Origin of the sequence: Planococcus lenghuensis (assembly GCF_001999905.1) — a bacterium.
In the GTDB taxonomy this organism is placed as follows: Bacteria; Bacillota; Bacilli; order Bacillales_A; family Planococcaceae; genus Indiicoccus; species Indiicoccus lenghuensis.
This window is the reverse complement of record NZ_CP019640.1, coordinates 2056266-2070871: the sequence shown is the minus strand read 5'-3', so window position 1 is coordinate 2070871 and position 14606 is coordinate 2056266. Positions and strand designations below refer to the sequence as shown.

The following is a 14606-nucleotide window of genomic DNA, read 5'->3' as shown; positions in this document are numbered from 1 at the left end:
GTTCCTCCTTAATTTCACAATAAGATGAGTATACCATGAATTGCACCCGCCGCACACGGAACACAATCGGTTCCCGCCTTTCCGTCAGGTCTCCGCTGAAACGGAAAAGGCCTTCCGGAAAGAAGACCTGAAATCACCTGAATTTACGCTGCCTGTAATTGTCGTAAAGCCCGAGTTCCTTATTGAGCAGATACTCCATCTGTACATATTCCTTTCGGCCGGGCAAATGGTCTTTTGTGAGCCCTTTCATGGAAAAAATGAAATAATAGCCCCCGATCTGCCGGAATAGCACTGTCACATGCGGAAAGACATTAAAAATCGCTTTAATCTGATAGCGCCGTGTGTACGACCACATCTCAAGTCTCATCGTGCTGCCGCCTTTCTTTGACGACATTTTAATGCAAAATGAAGACGAACGCAAGTTCCGATAGAGGGAACGAGCCGGCTGATCTTCAATTGTTTTTCTCTGTGTTCACAGCTCAGTCACTGCCGGTGAGAAGTTGATCTGCCAAGAGCCGGATTCATTCCAAAAGGATGGTCATCCTGGTGATTCTTCGCAAAGCTTTCCACTAATGCATCACCCATCGCACGTAGGTATAACCAAAAAGGGGCTGGCCAAAAAGCCCTTAGGCTTATCTTGCCCAGATGTTCTTCCATAACGGAATGGCTTCTGCTGCACGAACACTCGCTTGCGAAGGAGCAGTCCGGGGTTTTCGCATTTCTGCTGGCTTCTGCCATTCCAAGCTAATTAAAGGAGACAACCATTATAGAATGAATGCATAAGGGCGGGGAGGCCGGCGGCGACTCCTGCGGGACCAGCAGTTATTACTGCGACGAGCTTGCGCAGGAGCACCGAGCTGAAGACCCTGGACCGAGCATAGCGAACGGTTTTAGTTTGCGACGAGCTTGCGTAGGAGCAAGGGAAGCGGCTGAAGCTGTGCCCGCGGAAAGCGTCCGCCGGGCCGAACCTCAGCTACTTCTTTATGAATAGAAAAAAGGGCTGCCCCTCGAGGTCATTCTTCATGACCTTTTGGGACAGCCTCCTTTTCTATACGCTGATCAGCTGGTTGTTTTCTGCCAATTAACGGCGATGAATTCATCCCGACCGGACTGGGCCCGGTCTTCTGCGTATGCATCCGGGCTTTTTTTATAAAAATCCTGATGGTAATCTTCCGCCGGATAAAAGACGGCGGCATCCAGAATTTCTGTCACGATCGGTTTCTTGAAACGGCCACTGTCAGCAATTTCTTGCTTGGACTGTTCCGCGAGTACCCGTTGCCGTTCATTATGGACGAAAATGGCCGCCCGGTATTGGGGACCCCGGTCCTGGAACTGGCCATCCGCATCGGTCGGATCGACTTGCGGCCAATAAATCTCCAATAATTGCTCGTATGGGAACACCGCCGGGTCGAATGTGATTTCAACGGCTTCATAATGGCCGGTCGTGCCGGTTTTTACTTGCTCATAGGACGGGTTCTCCACATGACCGCCGATATAGCCGGAGACGACCTGCTCAATGCCGTCATAGGAATCGAACGGTTTAACCATACACCAGAAGCAACCCCCGGCAAATGTCGCTTTTTCACTCATCGCACCTTGCTCCTTTCGGTTCATAAAGAGAATTTTATCACTTTGGCCGGTTGTCCGGCAATCAAAATCGATTATAATTAAAAAGGGAAACTTCCATGCCTGTTTTACGTCTGAGTGTGTGGGAGGAAAGGAGTCCAATATACTATGGAAGAGATTGAATACAGAAGCGAACGGCGGAAAAAACGGAAGTTCCGGTACGGCCGGCTGTTTTTGCTGCTGTTGATCTTCGGATTGATTGTCACGGCTTTCAGCACGTTCCAATACTGGAGCGGTTACCATGCCACAGCAGATGACACGGAAGAACAAATTGCCTTCACCGGTGATGAAGCCGGCGGGGACATTGAAAATATACTTTTGCTCGGCTCGGATGCCCGGGGGAAGAGCAGTCCCGGACGGATACCATTATGGTGGCCTCTTGGAATAAAGATACAAGTGAAGTGAAAGTCATCTCCTTCATGCGGGATATTTATGCAGCGATCCCAGGTTATGAAGATTATAAACTGAATACGGCTTATTATTTGGGCGGGGTGGAACTGCTTAAAGAGACGCTGGGTGAAATGTTCGGCATTCCGATCCATCATTATGCCCTCATCGACTTCCAAAGCTTTGAACAGCTTGTCAACATCACAGCACCGAACGGCGTGGAGATTGACGTTGAAAAGGAAATGTCCGAAAACATCGGCGTCACACTGACACCGGGTGTTCAGCGGCTGAACGGGCAGGAATTGCTTGGCTATGCCCGGTTCCGGGCGGATGCGGAAGGAGATTTCGGCCGGGTGCGCCGCCAGCAGCAAGTGATTGGTGCCTTGAAGGAAGAGCTTACCGGACCGCTGGCGTTCACCGGTTATTCGAAACTCGCCGGTGCGGTGCAGGGAGCTGTACAAACTGATATGACGGCGTCCGATCAGCTGGGGAAAGCCGTTAAATTCGCTTTGTTTGGCGGCAGAGAAGTGGAGCGCTTGACCATTCCGGCAGAGGGGACATACTCACACGCTTCTTATCCGCATGCCGGATCGGTACTTGAACTCGATTTGGAAGCGAACCGGCAAGCGATCAACGATTTCCTATATGAATGAGGACAAAGGAGAATTGGGAATGAAGCAGGACAGACCATCGTTTTTCGGAACAAAAATCATCGCTTTCCTGGGCGGCCGGGATACGCTTTTTATGCTAACAGCGTTAGTGCTGACCGGACTTGTGATTCTCGTGTTCACTGAAGTATCTTTCATTTTCGGCCCGCTCATCATATTTTTCGAAACGGTTGTGCTGCCGGTCGTCGTTTCGCTCATCCTGTATTATTTGCTGCGGCCGCTCGTCCACCTGCTTGAACGGGGCGGGCTTTCACGGGGATGGGGAATCCTGCTGCTTTTCCTTGGCGGTACGGGGCTAATCACGCTGTTGATCATCCTGGTATTTCCATTCCTGCAGGAACAGCTGCTTAACTTCGTGGCAGAATTTCCACTCTTGTTCGAGGAGCTGTTGACTGGAGCGGATGCGTTCCTCGGAGGGTCCATCATAGGCGGATTCTATACCGACTCCGGTTTCGATATCGACCGACTGATGGAAACACTTCCTGAAAATGTCGGTGATACACTTCAGAATATGGTCAGTGGAGTCGTATCAGGACTGACCGGATTCATCACAACGGTGACAGCATTCGTCGTTTCCATCGTCATCGTCCCGTTCGTACTGTTTTATTTGCTGAAAGACGGAGAGAAGCTGCCGAAACACCTTATCCATTTACTGCCGCCGCGCTTCCGTGAAGATTTCAAAGAAGTGCTGCATGAAGCGGATCATCAGCTGAGCGGCTATATCCAGGGACAAATTATTGTCGCTTTTTTCATAGGTGTCATGGTGACGATCGGTTTTCTGATCATCGGCCTCGATTATGCCTTTTTGCTCGGAGCACTTGCGATGGTGACGAGCGTCATTCCATATATCGGGCCGGCGATTGCCTTTACACCGGCAGTCATCCTGGCGTTGGTCGTATCTCCATTCATGCTCCTGAAAGTCATTATTGTCTGGACGATCGTTCAGCTTGCCGAAGGAAATCTTATTTCCCCGCAAGTGATGGGAAAACGGCTTGAGATCCATCCGGTCACGGTCATATTCGTCCTTTTGACAGCGGGGGCGCTGTTCGGCTTCGTCGGCATCGTGCTCGGTGTACCGATTTATGCATTGATACGCGTCGTGGTTACGCATTTATTCAAATTGTTCAAACGACGGTACAATAAGTATGAGCCAGTACCTGAAAATCAGTATGAGAAAGGAGAAGCATAGAACCGGTTTAACCAGTAACTACGGGTGGTAAAACATAGTAATACCTTCAGGGAGGAAATTGTATGGGTTTCAGGAAATTCTTATCATCTATCGGAATCGGTTCCATGTCTGTGGAAACGGTCGTTGAAACACCGAATGTTGAAGCAGGTGATCCGCTGCTTGGCAGCATTTATATCGAAGATAACGGTTCAGAACAGGAAATTGAATTTATAGAACTGATCGTGCTGAAACGGCTGGAACGCTACAGCGAATACAGTGATTTTGAAGTGGTCGATAAAACGGTGACGAAGCAGACACTGGAAGTCGCCGCCGGGTTTAATTCAAAAAACTCCCATATCCTGGATTTCCAGCTGGTGCCAGATGAACGGTGGCAGACGGAACAGGAAAATGAGAAATTAATCTTAAGGACAGTCGTCCATATTTTAAATGGAGTCGATTGTTCAGATGAAGATGAAATCACTTATACCCAAATGGAAAGAGACCGATGAGCAACACCGGCCTGGAAGCAGAAATGCGGACAGGCTGGTTTTTTCTTACTTGCTTTTAAAGTACAAAATTACAAAAGGTAAAACCACCCAAAAATTCAAACACAACATAAAAAAACAGCATTCTGTAATTGCCCAACAAAACTTGCGGCTCACCGGAAAACCGATTCCCCGCCAAGTTGGAAAAGGCTTTGAAAAGGGTATGGTATGATTTGTAGATGGAAATGAACGGTTTGGGGGAATAACAATGGCTACACAACATAATTTCACAGAGGGAGATCTGTTCAAGCAGATGCTGGTTTTTTCAGGACCGATTATCCTGACGAATCTGTTGCAGATCTCTTATCAATTCATCGACAGTTTATGGGTCGGCAACTTGATTGGCGCAGTGGCACTCGGCGCTGTGTCACTTTCCGGCACGGTCATGTTCACGGTGCTGTCGTTCATTATCGGGTTAAACAACGCTGCCCTGACAATCCTGTCCCAGCAGAAAGGGCGGGGAAGCGATGAATCGCTTCGCCGTTACTTAAACGCATTCGTTGTGCTGATGACGGTGATGTCCCTGACGCTCGGCACCATCGGGTATATTCTGACGGAAGAGATTCTTGTACTGCTTGGCACCCCGAAGGCGATGTTGCCGGTAGCTGTCGCTTACTTAAAAATCAATTTCATCGGGATTTTGTTTTTATTCGGCTATAATTTCATCGGAACGGTTCTGCGATCAGTCGGGGATTCCAAAACGCCCCTGTATTTCGTGCTGACAGCAACGATACTCAATGCGATTCTTGATCCGTTGTTCATCGCGGGATTCGGCTGGGGGATTGAAGGCGTCGCTTACGCCACGATTTTCTCCCAAGGGACGGCGTTTGTCACCGGACTGATTTATACACTTCGGAAAGACTTGGTGCCGTTTTCCCGGCCGACAATTCCGGCCCGCCGTGAAGTGGGTGAAATCTTGAAGCTCGGCATTCCGGCGGGACTTCAGATGAGTGTCATCGCCGCCGGTGTAACGGCCATCATGAGTGTGGTCGCTTCTTTCGGTCCGGCCGTCGTTGCAGGTTACGGGGCAGCGCTGCGCCTCGATTCACTGATCATGCTGCCGGCCATGGCACTCGGCACTGCCGTTAACAGCATGGCCGGCCAGAACATCGGTGCGGATAATTGGTGGCGGGTCCATCGCATTACGGCCTATGGACTGTTTTATAATTTTTCGGTCATGCTGGCCATTGCATTGATCATCGTACTGTTCGCCGGTGTCGGCATCCGGCTGTTCATCGATGAGGGGCCGGCTGCTGAATTCGGCACGGAGTATTTGACGACGATCGCTTTTTTCTATCCGTTCCTTGGCATTAACTTCATCTTGAACGGTACTGTCCGGGCGGCGGGCGCCATGCTCCAGGTGCTTATCCTGAATATCATTTCGTTCTGGGTGCTGCGCTATCCGTTGACCTATTTGTTCGCCGAATTATTCGGACAGGAAGGGATTGCGTACGGCATCGGGACAAGTTTTGTGATCAGCAGCGTCGTTGCGTTCTGCTACTACCGGTTCGGGAAGTGGAAGACGAATGAAGTCATCACTGCATAATCTGAAAGACATTCCTGCTTCGGGGATGTCTTTTTCCATTTCTGACAACTAAAAAGAAAACAGTGCTACTATTTGCGCATTTAGCACCCCCTCTTTGGTGCTATAATAAGTTGAATTTCACTATGGTTGACGGAGGAAATGATGAACAGCTTTATGAAGTTGGGCTTGTTATTGCTGTTGTTTATCGCTGCTGTGAGCGGCAGCTTTGCTGTCATTTTTAATATGGGATTAGCCGGCGGGTTGCTCGCTGCAGCCATAGTCGGGACCGGCTGCTTTCTGCTGTTCGGTTTTAGCGCATGGGGCTTAGGAAGAGGGCATCTACGTTGGGTCGGCTTAACTAATCGCCTTGAAGTTGCGGGGGTTTTGCTGTTTTCACTGTATCTTGGCGGCTCTTCCTTTTTTCTTGGAGCGGCCAACGCATCAGTGGAAGTACTGAATGAAGGCGACCATAGTGCCGGCAATAAAGCGAAACTTTTTGCGCGGGATGTCCTGCGTTTGCCGATCACCGAAGAACAGGAAACCATGACTCGCGGGGATATTACCTATGTTTATCCGCTCGAACACAAAGACACGGTCAGCCAAGTGGATGAATTGCTGCAGAATGAGATGGAACATCTTCAGGCATTCTTTGGACTGGAAGAAACCGGTCCGTTAACCGTTGTCCTGCATAGTGATTATGAATCGATCGAACAGGCCACAGCTGTGCCGGAAGCAGCGGGTTATTATGATTTCTACAGCCAATCTGTCCATTTCGCAGTGGAAGATGGCATATGGGATCTTGTATTTCTGCATGAGTATGTCCATTTTTTGAGCCATGAATATGCGCTCAAACATGACGTGTCGGAAACGAGACTGCCGCAATGGTTCGAGGAAGGTTTGGCTGATTACTTAGCAGGCGAAAGCGTATACTGGTATGATCCGGCAGCATTGGAGCCGGTCGATTTCTTTACGCTGGATTTGAATTCCGCCTTCCATGAGGCCGCATCGTACTCATTCGATCCATACGCGCAAAGCTTTCTGGCTGTCAATTCACTGGCGTCCGACTTCGGGGAAGAGGCGCTTCAGCAGCTGCTGTCGTCTTTGTCACCGCAGCGGTTCTATACGGAAATGGAATTGATCACTGGGATGGACCTCGATGAATTCGAAGCCACTTTCCTTGAAGACGAAATTGCATATAGCGAGACAATCGCCGATTTATTTGATGAAGCGTATGAGGCATATGAGGAAGAGCGGTTTGTTGATGCAGTACCGGTGCTTGAAGAAATCGCTGCAATCGGCGGGAAGTATGAGGTGGACGAGGCTTTATGGACGCTGACGGATATTCATTTGGAACGCGGGGAATTCGCGGAAGCGATCGACTTGCTTGAACGTAAACTGGAAACAGGGGAAGAGGAGTTCCGGATAGATGACCTGCTGCTTTTGGCTGAAGTCCATTTATTGACGGACCCAGCACAAGCGCTGGCGATTGCACAGCAAGTGAAAGAGGAAATCGGGGAATCAGCTGAAGAAGATCCGGCTGGCTATTACTATACGAATCCCGACTCCCTGATTAATGCCTATTCCGCCATTGTGCACGGAGATGAAGTCGAAGGCTACAGACAGCTGTTTGATGAAGGCCTCCTGTATAACCTGGTTGTCTGGGAGATTTTAGAAGAACGACTTGTCGAGGAGTATCCGGAGGAATTCTGAACCGGGCTGAAACGCCATCTGTCTTTCCTGGCCCAGTGCTGCCGACCATTCAGTCGCCCATGACAATTGAAAATCAGACAACAGCAGGCTGAATCGGCAACGGTTTCTGTCTGCTGTTTTTCGTATAGATACCGGGAAAAGCAGACAGTTGAAAATTCATCTTCGGCAGGGGTGAATGGAACAAAAACGGGGTATAGAAAATGGCATGATTGAAATTAACTACCCGGATTTTGAAAGGAGCAGTACGATGAGAACCAAGATTGCAGTTTTGGCCGACATTCATAGCAATAAGGCAGCGCTTGATGCGGCGCTGGGGGAAATTGATGCAGATCCATCCATTTCGCATATTTACTGCCTCGGCGATATGATCGCCATCGGTCATGAAACGAACGGCGTATTGGAAACATTATTCAGCAGGAAGGATGTCACCCTGATCAGTGGAAATCATGACGAAGGGGTTGTCGCAGCAGGGAACGGCGGGCCGATTCCTGAGGGAAGCGCAGAGGGAGAGCGGGCGCACCATGAATGGGTGGCGTCGGGACTTGATCCGAAGTTCACTCCGCAACTGGAAGCGCTTGAAAAGGAATTGCTCATCGAGATTGAAGGGCGAATGGTGCTGTTCACACATTACCACTTGGATAGCGATAAACAGATTCTGCCGATCGACACTGAACCGAGCGGCGAGAAACTGGACGCGCAGTACGCAGGCTATCCGGCAGATATTGTCTGTTTCGGTCACCATCACCCCGTTCATTATTTCAAAACAATCGATCGGATTTATATCAACCCGGGTTCGCTTGGATGCTGTGATGAACCGTATGGACGTTACGCCACCATCACGTTCGGCAGCGATATCGATGTGGAGTTGAAAAAAGCCCATTATGAAAACAAGGCTTTTTTGGCAGGATACGAAGAGCAGGATGTACCGGAGAAGGATTTCATTTTGGAAATGTTCCATGGAAATCAGCATTTGAAATAAGGGAGAGCTTAGAATCAAGCCGTTACTCCACTTAGCGTTTTTCAATGTACTGAGGCCAATTGAACCCAACCGAAAAGCAGCTGAGAACTTTATAAGTTCTTGGCTGCTTTTTTGAACAGCTGCAGAGGAAAGTAGGTGTTTATGAACGCCTCTGACAAAGAAATAAAAAATAGATGGAAAGGACAGGGGCCAGACAAAAAGACAAAAATCCCAAAAAACTTCAAAACCCCTTTGACAACGCTCCCGATTTCGAGTACATTATCTTATGGACGAACATTAATTATTGTTATGCGAGATAATATTCGGATATAGAGGTGTTGAGCATGGATAATGTATTTGATTACGAAAATATTCAATTGATTCCGGCGAGAGCAATTGTGAACAGTCGTTCGGAATGCGATACGTCGGTGGAGTTCGGAGGGCGCCGTTTTAAGCTGCCGGTCGTACCGGCAAACATGCAGACGATCGTTGATGAGAAAATTGCTGCGTACTTGGCGCAGAATGATTACTTCTATATCATGCACCGCTTTCAGCCGGAACAGCGGCTCGGTTTCGTGAAAGACATGCAGGAGCAAGGGCTGTTCGCGTCAATCAGTGTTGGCATCAAGCCGGATGAGTATGAGTTTGTCCAGCAGCTGGCTGATGCGGGACTCGTTCCGGAATACATCACGATCGATGTGGCTCACGGCCATTCGGATGGCGTGATCAATATGATCCGCCATGTGAAGAAGCTGCTGCCGGCCAGCTTCCTGATTGCCGGTAACGTCGGGACGCCGGAAGCTGTGCGGGAACTGGAGACCGCTGGCGCTGATGCAACAAAAGTCGGCATCGGGCCCGGAAAAGTGTGCATCACGAAAATCAAGACCGGATTCGGCACAGGCGGCTGGCAGCTTGCAGCGCTTCGCTGGTGTTCAAAAGCGGCGACGAAACCGATTATCGCAGACGGCGGCATCCGGACACACGGCGATATTGCCAAATCCGTCCGGTTCGGTGCATCGATGGTCATGATTGGTTCACTGTTTGCCGGACACGAAGAATCACCGGGGGAAACGGTCGAACGGGATGGCAAACGTTTCAAGGAGTATTTCGGTTCCGCTTCAGAATTCCAAAAAGGTGAGAAAAAGAACGTGGAAGGCAAGAAGATGTTCGTCGAGCATAAAGGAGCGTTGCAGGACACACTGACAGAGATGGAACAGGACCTGCAGTCGTCGATTTCCTATGCGGGCGGCGATAAGCTTGAAAGTATCCGCCACGTCGATTACGTGATCGTCAAGAACTCCATTTTCAATGGAGATAAAGTATATTAATTACCGAAAGGCGTTCCTGCAGCAGCGGGAACGCTTTTTCTTATGAAGAAGGAACGGTGAGATGTATCGTTTCTTCAATAAAAGTTGTGCCTGTGTCATCTGTCCGAACCACTTCTACAGTTGCATTTCGGTCATCTTTCCAAGAGATCTGAAAATTGTCGGGCGTGTACATTCCAACTAGCTGGTACCTGGCATAATGAGTCAAGGCAGTTCCTTTTTCGCCTATGTAGATCCGGACGCCATCACCTGCCACTTCCCGGAATTCCACTGTATTCACCTGTTTTGGAGAATAGTTCATTTTGAACAATAAAGAACCGGGTGCCTGTCCGGTATCCGTATACAACCCGGAAGATACGGAAGTTTCAACTTCATCTTTTTCGGAACCGGGAAATTTGATGTCAACTGCTTCAGGCGCCTGTTCTTCGCCGTACAGCATGATGGTCGCTTCATGATCACTCTTCCAGCTGACTGATGCATTCGAGGCATCGAGCGTTTTGCCATCATTGCTGATGGAATTGTCCACTTGCTTCATCCAGCCGTATTCGATTTGCACGCTGGAAGGCCCGAAGAAGAAAGAACTCCCTTTTTGTACAACTTCTATATGATTTATGTTGTTCGGCGACGCACTTTCCACGAGGAGAGTTTCTTTAAGAGCCATTTCATAATGGAAGGTCCCGCCGACGAAAAAGACGGGCAATACGGTCAGACAGCAAATGATGAAAAGTAAACGCCATTTAATTTTTTGCATAGAGATTCACCGCTTTCCTGTTACCATAACGGTTTGGCAACCAGAAAGTTTCGTTTAGTTTTCCGGATAAAGGAAAAACTATAGGGAATGGTAAATTAATCGGAAGGCGGAATGTACAGTGGCACAATCATTAAAAGGAAAAGTCGCAATCGTAACAGGAGCAGGAAAAGGCATTGGCCGGGCGACAGCTATTGCGCTGGCGCAGGAAGGCGTGAAAGTCGGGCTGATTGCCCGTACAGAAGCCGATTTGGTCCAAGTGGTCGAAGAAATTGAGTCAGCAGGCGGAACAGCGACTTATTTCGCAGCAGACGTTGCCTCGCAGGAAGAAGTTGAAAATGCCGTAAGCCGGCTGACAGACGAACTGGGATCAATCGACATCTTAATTAATAATGCTGCAATGGGAGCACATGGACCATTCATGGAGTTGGAGCCGGACGTCTGGCGCAAAATTTTTGATGTCAATATATTGGGCGTTGTCCATATGACGCAAGCGGTTCTTCCGCAATTGATCGATAAAAACGGCGGTGATGTTATCAATATCTCATCAAGCTCCGGTCTGCGGGGCACAGCAGGCTCAAGCGCCTACAGCGCATCGAAATTCGGTCTGCTGGGCTTAACGGAATCCCTTAGACAGGAAGTGCGGTCGCATAACATCCGGGTATTTGCACTGACGCCGAGCCGGGTCATCACCGAATTCAGTTCGAGTGAAAAACCGGAAAATCATGAAGAGAAATTCATGCAGCCGGAAGACATCGCGGAGTACATGATGGCGCAGCTCAAACTGCATCCGCGCATTTTTATCCCGACATCCAGCCAGTGGGCAACGAATCCATTTTAGGGTATCTAAAGGAAAAGACTGCGGAACTCATTTGCAATCAATGAGTTTCCGCAGTCTTTTTTTCGCTGTCTTTCCGAATCGTGTTACCGAGAGACACGCCAATAAGGATCGCAAACAAAAAATCGGACTCGAAATTCCCGGGAATGAGCCCTAAGACCAGCCAGGTGACGACAATTCCGAGAATAGCCATAAACAAATTACGCATAGGATTCCCCCGTTTTTCACTCATCATACGTCATGCTGCCGCTGATTACTACGGGGCTGGAAAATTTGGTTCCAAATCAAAAAAGCAAATTGATTTAGGTCAATTTCATCCTTTCCAATCCGGTATAGACTCCATGTATAAAGAAATTATGCGAGAAGGAGATGGGAACAATGATATTATTAACAACCAGACCTAAAAAAGAAATCACCTTCATCTCGGGCGGATTATTGCTGCTGGCCTTTGGGCTGCACCTCATTGGCTATTCAAGCAGCCGGGAAGCCGTCCTGATCGCTTCTACACTCATTGCGGCAGTACCTATCGGAGGAAAAGCGCTCCAGGCCGTGCGGATGAAAACATTCAGCATCGAATTGCTCGTCATGCTGGCGGTGATTGGCGCTTTGGTCATCGGTGAATTTGTGGAATCAGCCGTCGTCACATTTTTGTTTTTGTTCGGCGATTACCTTGAAGGGCGGACGCTGGCAAAGACCCGGTCCGCTTTAAAGAAACTGACCGACTTGGCACCGCAGGAAGCGGTGATTGTCCAGGGAGGAAGTCAGCTGACTGTGCCGGTGGATGAAGTGGAAGAAGGCCAGCGGGTCGTCATCCGGACCGGCAGTAAAGTCCCAGTTGATGGCCGGATCTTGACCGGGCAGGCAATCTTGAATGAAGCCGCGATAACGGGAGAATCAGTACCGGTGACGAAGGAGGTGGGAGAAGGGGTCTTCAGTGGTTCCATCGTGGACACCGGCTATATTGAGATCGAAGCAGAAAAAGTCGGAGATGATACGACATTCACGAAAATCATCGAGCTGGTTGAAGAAGCACAGGAATCCAAGTCACCAACTGAGAAATTCCTGGACCGCTTCGCTCAGATTTACACGCCGGCGGTTGTGGTGCTGGCAGTGCTCGTTTACTTAGTTACACGGGATGTTCATTTGTCCATCACCTTTCTGGTTATCGCTTGTCCCGGAGCATTGGTGATCGGGGCGCCGGTATCAAGTGTAGCGGGAATCGGCAACGGTGCCGGGCGCGGGGTTCTGATAAAAGGCGGGGAAGTGATGGACCGCTTGGCGAAAGTGGATACTTTGGTGTTCGATAAAACCGGCACACTCACAAAAGGGAAACCGGAAGTAACAGAAATCCGGACGTTCGGCGGCGTGGAAAAATTGGAACTGCTCCGGCTCGTCGCGGAAGTGGAAACCGTGTCCGAACACCATCTCGGTCAGACGATCGTAAAAGAAGCGGAAGCGAGATGGATGCGGCTGAACCGGAAACCCGGCCGGACAGAAGTTATGAAAGGCAGCGGTATCCGGGCAGAAGTGGAAGGACAGACGATAGTTGCCGGAAACTGATGCAGCGGGAAGGAATAGAAGTGCCGGCAGAAGTCTTCGAATACGCTGAAAGCCGGGAAAAAGCAGGGAACACGGCCATCTTCGCAGCAATGAACGGCAACATCACCGGTGTGTTCTCGATCGCAGACCGGATCAGGGATGATGCACCGGCGGCGTTGGCAGCAATGCAGAAAAACGGGATCAGCCAAATCATCATGCTGACGGGGGATAACCGGCACACCGCTTCACTTGTCGCCGATGCCCTGCAGCTGGATGATTACCGCGCAGAGATGTTGCCGGAAGATAAGGTGGCATTTGTAAAAGAACTGCAGACGGCAGGCCATGTTGTCGTGCTGGCGGGATCGGTCCATCTTGCATCCGGCATGTTCATTCACGAAGCTAGTGTGCTGGCAGTCATCCTGAACGCCATGCGGCTCGTGCACTTCAATAGTAGCCAAGAGGCATCCGGTGGCCGGAAACAAAAAGAAACTGACCGGCAAACTGCAGGCTGCCCCGTTTGTACACCGAGTCATTGACAATGATCAAGGTTTTCAAACCAAAAAACGCGTACGATAAAGGCATAAACCAAAGGGAGGAACCAATCATGAGAAAAATTGTATTCCAAATGGAGCCGTTCACTTGTCCATCCTGTATCAAAAAATTGAAAACGTAATCGGCAAAAAAATGGGGTGACGGACGTGAAAGTCCTGTTCCATGCCGGAAAAGTCAGGGTCCAATACGATGAGGAACGAATTACTTCAGAAGAGATCGAGCAGATGATCGTGAAACTCGGCTATCCGGTGCTGTCCAAAAAGGTCGCTTAAAGGAAACTTGGGGTATACTGGAAGAAAGCGCAGGGGGATGATACCGTGCAAAGAGAACAGCTGACCGGATCAGAGGGAACACATATTTCCTGCGTTTCCCTCGTTCCGATTTTCAACCATTTACGGGTTTATGAAATGCAGGAAGTCGCCGGGACCGCCCGGCCGTTATCGCTGAAAAAAGGCGAGTTGCTGTACCGGGCAGGTGACACATCGGATTCATTGTATATTGTTCATAAAGGAAAAGTGAAGATATACCGGCTCGCTGAATCGGGAAAAGAGCAGCTGATCCGCATTCTCCAGCCGGGTGATTTCACCGGAGAACTTGCCTTGTTTCAGGAAGGGATCCATGACGACTATGCCGAAGTCATGGAGAAATCGGAAATCTGCAGTATCCGGCGGGACAGTCTGCAGGATCTGCTTTTGAAATACCCGCAAATTTCATTGAGAATCTTAACCGAATTTTCAAACCGGCTGGACCGGGCCGAACATCAGGCGACGAGCTTTGCCACGGAAGATGCTGAAACCCGGCTGGCTCTCTACCTTGCGCAACAGGCCGATGAGAATGAGTCAATGCAGTTTCGGCTGCCGATGTCCCGGAAAGACCTTGCCTCCTTCCTTGGCACGACACCGGAGACGATCAGCCGCAAGCTATCATTGTTTGAAGACGAAGGCTGGATTGAACAGCACGGGCAGCGGGAAATCCGAATTGTGGATTTGGATGCATTGCTGCTGCTGTAATACAGGA

At 49.5% G+C, this 14606-nt stretch carries 16 protein-coding genes and 1 pseudogene; 13 read left to right on the top strand and 4 right to left on the bottom strand.

The annotated features are described in order from the left end of the window. Positions 1-133: 133 nt before the first annotated feature. Both B0X71_RS10680 and msrA read right to left on the bottom strand, forming a co-directional pair. Positions 134-367, bottom strand: coding sequence for a hypothetical protein (locus B0X71_RS10680; RefSeq protein WP_077589394.1), 234 nt, complete (start codon positions 365-367; stop codon positions 134-136). A 692-nt stretch (positions 368-1059) separates the two neighbouring features. Then, positions 1060-1590 (bottom strand): peptide-methionine (S)-S-oxide reductase MsrA, encoded by a 531-nt coding sequence (gene msrA / locus B0X71_RS10670; protein ID WP_077589392.1) that lies wholly within the window; start codon positions 1588-1590, stop codon positions 1060-1062. Positions 1591-1734: 144 nt separating this feature from the next. On the opposite strand from msrA, the gene B0X71_RS21685 reads away from it, so the two are divergent. From B0X71_RS21685 to guaC, 9 genes are all read left to right on the top strand, one after another. Then, positions 1735-2031 carry a hypothetical protein gene (locus B0X71_RS21685; RefSeq protein ID WP_332309443.1) on the top strand — a complete coding sequence of 99 codons (297 nt, stop codon included), beginning with the start codon at positions 1735-1737 and terminating at the stop codon, positions 2029-2031. Continuing rightward, the gene (locus tag B0X71_RS10665) at positions 1995-2666 is read left to right on the top strand and encodes an LCP family protein (RefSeq protein WP_332309442.1); all 672 of its coding nucleotides are present in this window, start codon (positions 1995-1997) and stop codon (positions 2664-2666) included. Before B0X71_RS21685 ends, B0X71_RS10665 begins: the two co-directional genes overlap by 37 nt. 19 nt (positions 2667-2685) lie before the next feature. Beyond that, positions 2686-3870, top strand: a complete 1185-nt coding sequence (locus B0X71_RS10660; RefSeq protein ID WP_077589391.1) for an AI-2E family transporter — start codon at positions 2686-2688, stop codon at positions 3868-3870. Positions 3871-3932: 62 nt separating this feature from the next. Next, positions 3933-4358, top strand: coding sequence for a sporulation protein (locus B0X71_RS10655; protein WP_077589390.1), 426 nt, complete (start codon positions 3933-3935; stop codon positions 4356-4358). Then, positions 4315-4566, top strand: a complete 252-nt coding sequence (locus B0X71_RS10650) for a hypothetical protein (RefSeq protein ID WP_077589389.1) — start codon at positions 4315-4317, stop codon at positions 4564-4566. The genes B0X71_RS10655 and B0X71_RS10650 overlap by 44 nt, the downstream gene beginning before the upstream one ends. A gap of 36 nt (positions 4567-4602) precedes the next feature. Then, positions 4603-5940, top strand: a complete 1338-nt coding sequence (locus B0X71_RS10645; protein ID WP_077589388.1) for an MATE family efflux transporter — start codon at positions 4603-4605, stop codon at positions 5938-5940. Between the two features lie 141 nt (positions 5941-6081). After that, complete coding sequence (locus B0X71_RS10640; protein ID WP_198038577.1) at positions 6082-7629, top strand: collagenase; 1548 nt, start codon at positions 6082-6084, stop codon at positions 7627-7629. Positions 7630-7876: 247 nt separating this feature from the next. Beyond that, positions 7877-8608: a metallophosphoesterase family protein gene (locus tag B0X71_RS10635; RefSeq protein WP_198038576.1), complete on the top strand. Its 732-nt coding sequence runs from the start codon at positions 7877-7879 to the stop codon at positions 8606-8608. A 323-nt stretch (positions 8609-8931) separates the two neighbouring features. Next, positions 8932-9915: a GMP reductase gene (guaC, locus tag B0X71_RS10630; RefSeq protein WP_077589385.1), complete on the top strand. Its 984-nt coding sequence runs from the start codon at positions 8932-8934 to the stop codon at positions 9913-9915. 40 nt (positions 9916-9955) lie between these two features. On the opposite strand, the gene B0X71_RS10625 is transcribed toward guaC, so the two are convergent. Continuing rightward, positions 9956-10663 (bottom strand): hypothetical protein, encoded by a 708-nt coding sequence (locus tag B0X71_RS10625; RefSeq protein ID WP_077589384.1) that lies wholly within the window; start codon positions 10661-10663, stop codon positions 9956-9958. 118 nt (positions 10664-10781) lie between these two features. On the opposite strand from B0X71_RS10625, the gene B0X71_RS10620 reads away from it, so the two are divergent. Continuing rightward, positions 10782-11501 carry a 3-ketoacyl-ACP reductase gene (locus B0X71_RS10620; RefSeq protein WP_077589383.1) on the top strand — a complete coding sequence of 240 codons (720 nt, stop codon included), beginning with the start codon at positions 10782-10784 and terminating at the stop codon, positions 11499-11501. A gap of 37 nt (positions 11502-11538) precedes the next feature. Here the strand turns inward: B0X71_RS10620 and B0X71_RS20990 are convergent, their stop codons facing one another. Next, positions 11539-11706 (bottom strand): hypothetical protein, encoded by a 168-nt coding sequence (locus tag B0X71_RS20990; RefSeq protein WP_156889858.1) that lies wholly within the window; start codon positions 11704-11706, stop codon positions 11539-11541. Positions 11707-11876: 170 nt separating this feature from the next. Between B0X71_RS20990 and B0X71_RS10615 the strand changes: the two are divergent. The 3 genes and pseudogenes from B0X71_RS10615 (at position 11877) to B0X71_RS10605 (ending at position 14599) form a co-directional block, all read left to right on the top strand. Then, positions 11877-13573 (top strand): annotated as a pseudogene (locus tag B0X71_RS10615) (heavy metal translocating P-type ATPase). A 162-nt stretch (positions 13574-13735) separates the two neighbouring features. Continuing rightward, on the top strand, positions 13736-13861 hold the full coding sequence (locus tag B0X71_RS21575) for a hypothetical protein (protein ID WP_269750079.1): 126 nt from the start codon (positions 13736-13738) through the stop codon (positions 13859-13861). A 45-nt stretch (positions 13862-13906) separates the two neighbouring features. After that, complete coding sequence (locus B0X71_RS10605; protein ID WP_232336687.1) at positions 13907-14599, top strand: Crp/Fnr family transcriptional regulator; 693 nt, start codon at positions 13907-13909, stop codon at positions 14597-14599. Positions 14600-14606: the final 7 nt, after the last annotated feature.

Coding starts and splice junctions, on each gene's coding strand:
- B0X71_RS10650 (WP_077589389.1), top strand. CDS start 4,315: ATGAAGATGAAATCACTTATACCCAAATGGAAAGAGACCGATGAGCAA.
- B0X71_RS10680 (WP_077589394.1), bottom strand. CDS start 367: ATGAGACTTGAGATGTGGTCGTACACACGGCGCTATCAGATTAAAGCG.
- msrA (WP_077589392.1), bottom strand. CDS start 1,590: ATGAGTGAAAAAGCGACATTTGCCGGGGGTTGCTTCTGGTGTATGGTT.
- B0X71_RS10655 (WP_077589390.1), top strand. CDS start 3,933: ATGGGTTTCAGGAAATTCTTATCATCTATCGGAATCGGTTCCATGTCT.
- B0X71_RS10665 (WP_332309442.1), top strand. CDS start 1,995: ATGGTGGCCTCTTGGAATAAAGATACAAGTGAAGTGAAAGTCATCTCC.
- B0X71_RS21685 (WP_332309443.1), top strand. CDS start 1,735: ATGGAAGAGATTGAATACAGAAGCGAACGGCGGAAAAAACGGAAGTTC.
- B0X71_RS10625 (WP_077589384.1), bottom strand. CDS start 10,663: ATGCAAAAAATTAAATGGCGTTTACTTTTCATCATTTGCTGTCTGACC.
- B0X71_RS10645 (WP_077589388.1), top strand. CDS start 4,603: ATGGCTACACAACATAATTTCACAGAGGGAGATCTGTTCAAGCAGATG.
- B0X71_RS10640 (WP_198038577.1), top strand. CDS start 6,082: ATGAACAGCTTTATGAAGTTGGGCTTGTTATTGCTGTTGTTTATCGCT.
- B0X71_RS10635 (WP_198038576.1), top strand. CDS start 7,877: ATGAGAACCAAGATTGCAGTTTTGGCCGACATTCATAGCAATAAGGCA.
- B0X71_RS20990 (WP_156889858.1), bottom strand. CDS start 11,706: ATGCGTAATTTGTTTATGGCTATTCTCGGAATTGTCGTCACCTGGCTG.
- B0X71_RS10660 (WP_077589391.1), top strand. CDS start 2,686: ATGAAGCAGGACAGACCATCGTTTTTCGGAACAAAAATCATCGCTTTC.
- guaC (WP_077589385.1), top strand. CDS start 8,932: ATGGATAATGTATTTGATTACGAAAATATTCAATTGATTCCGGCGAGA.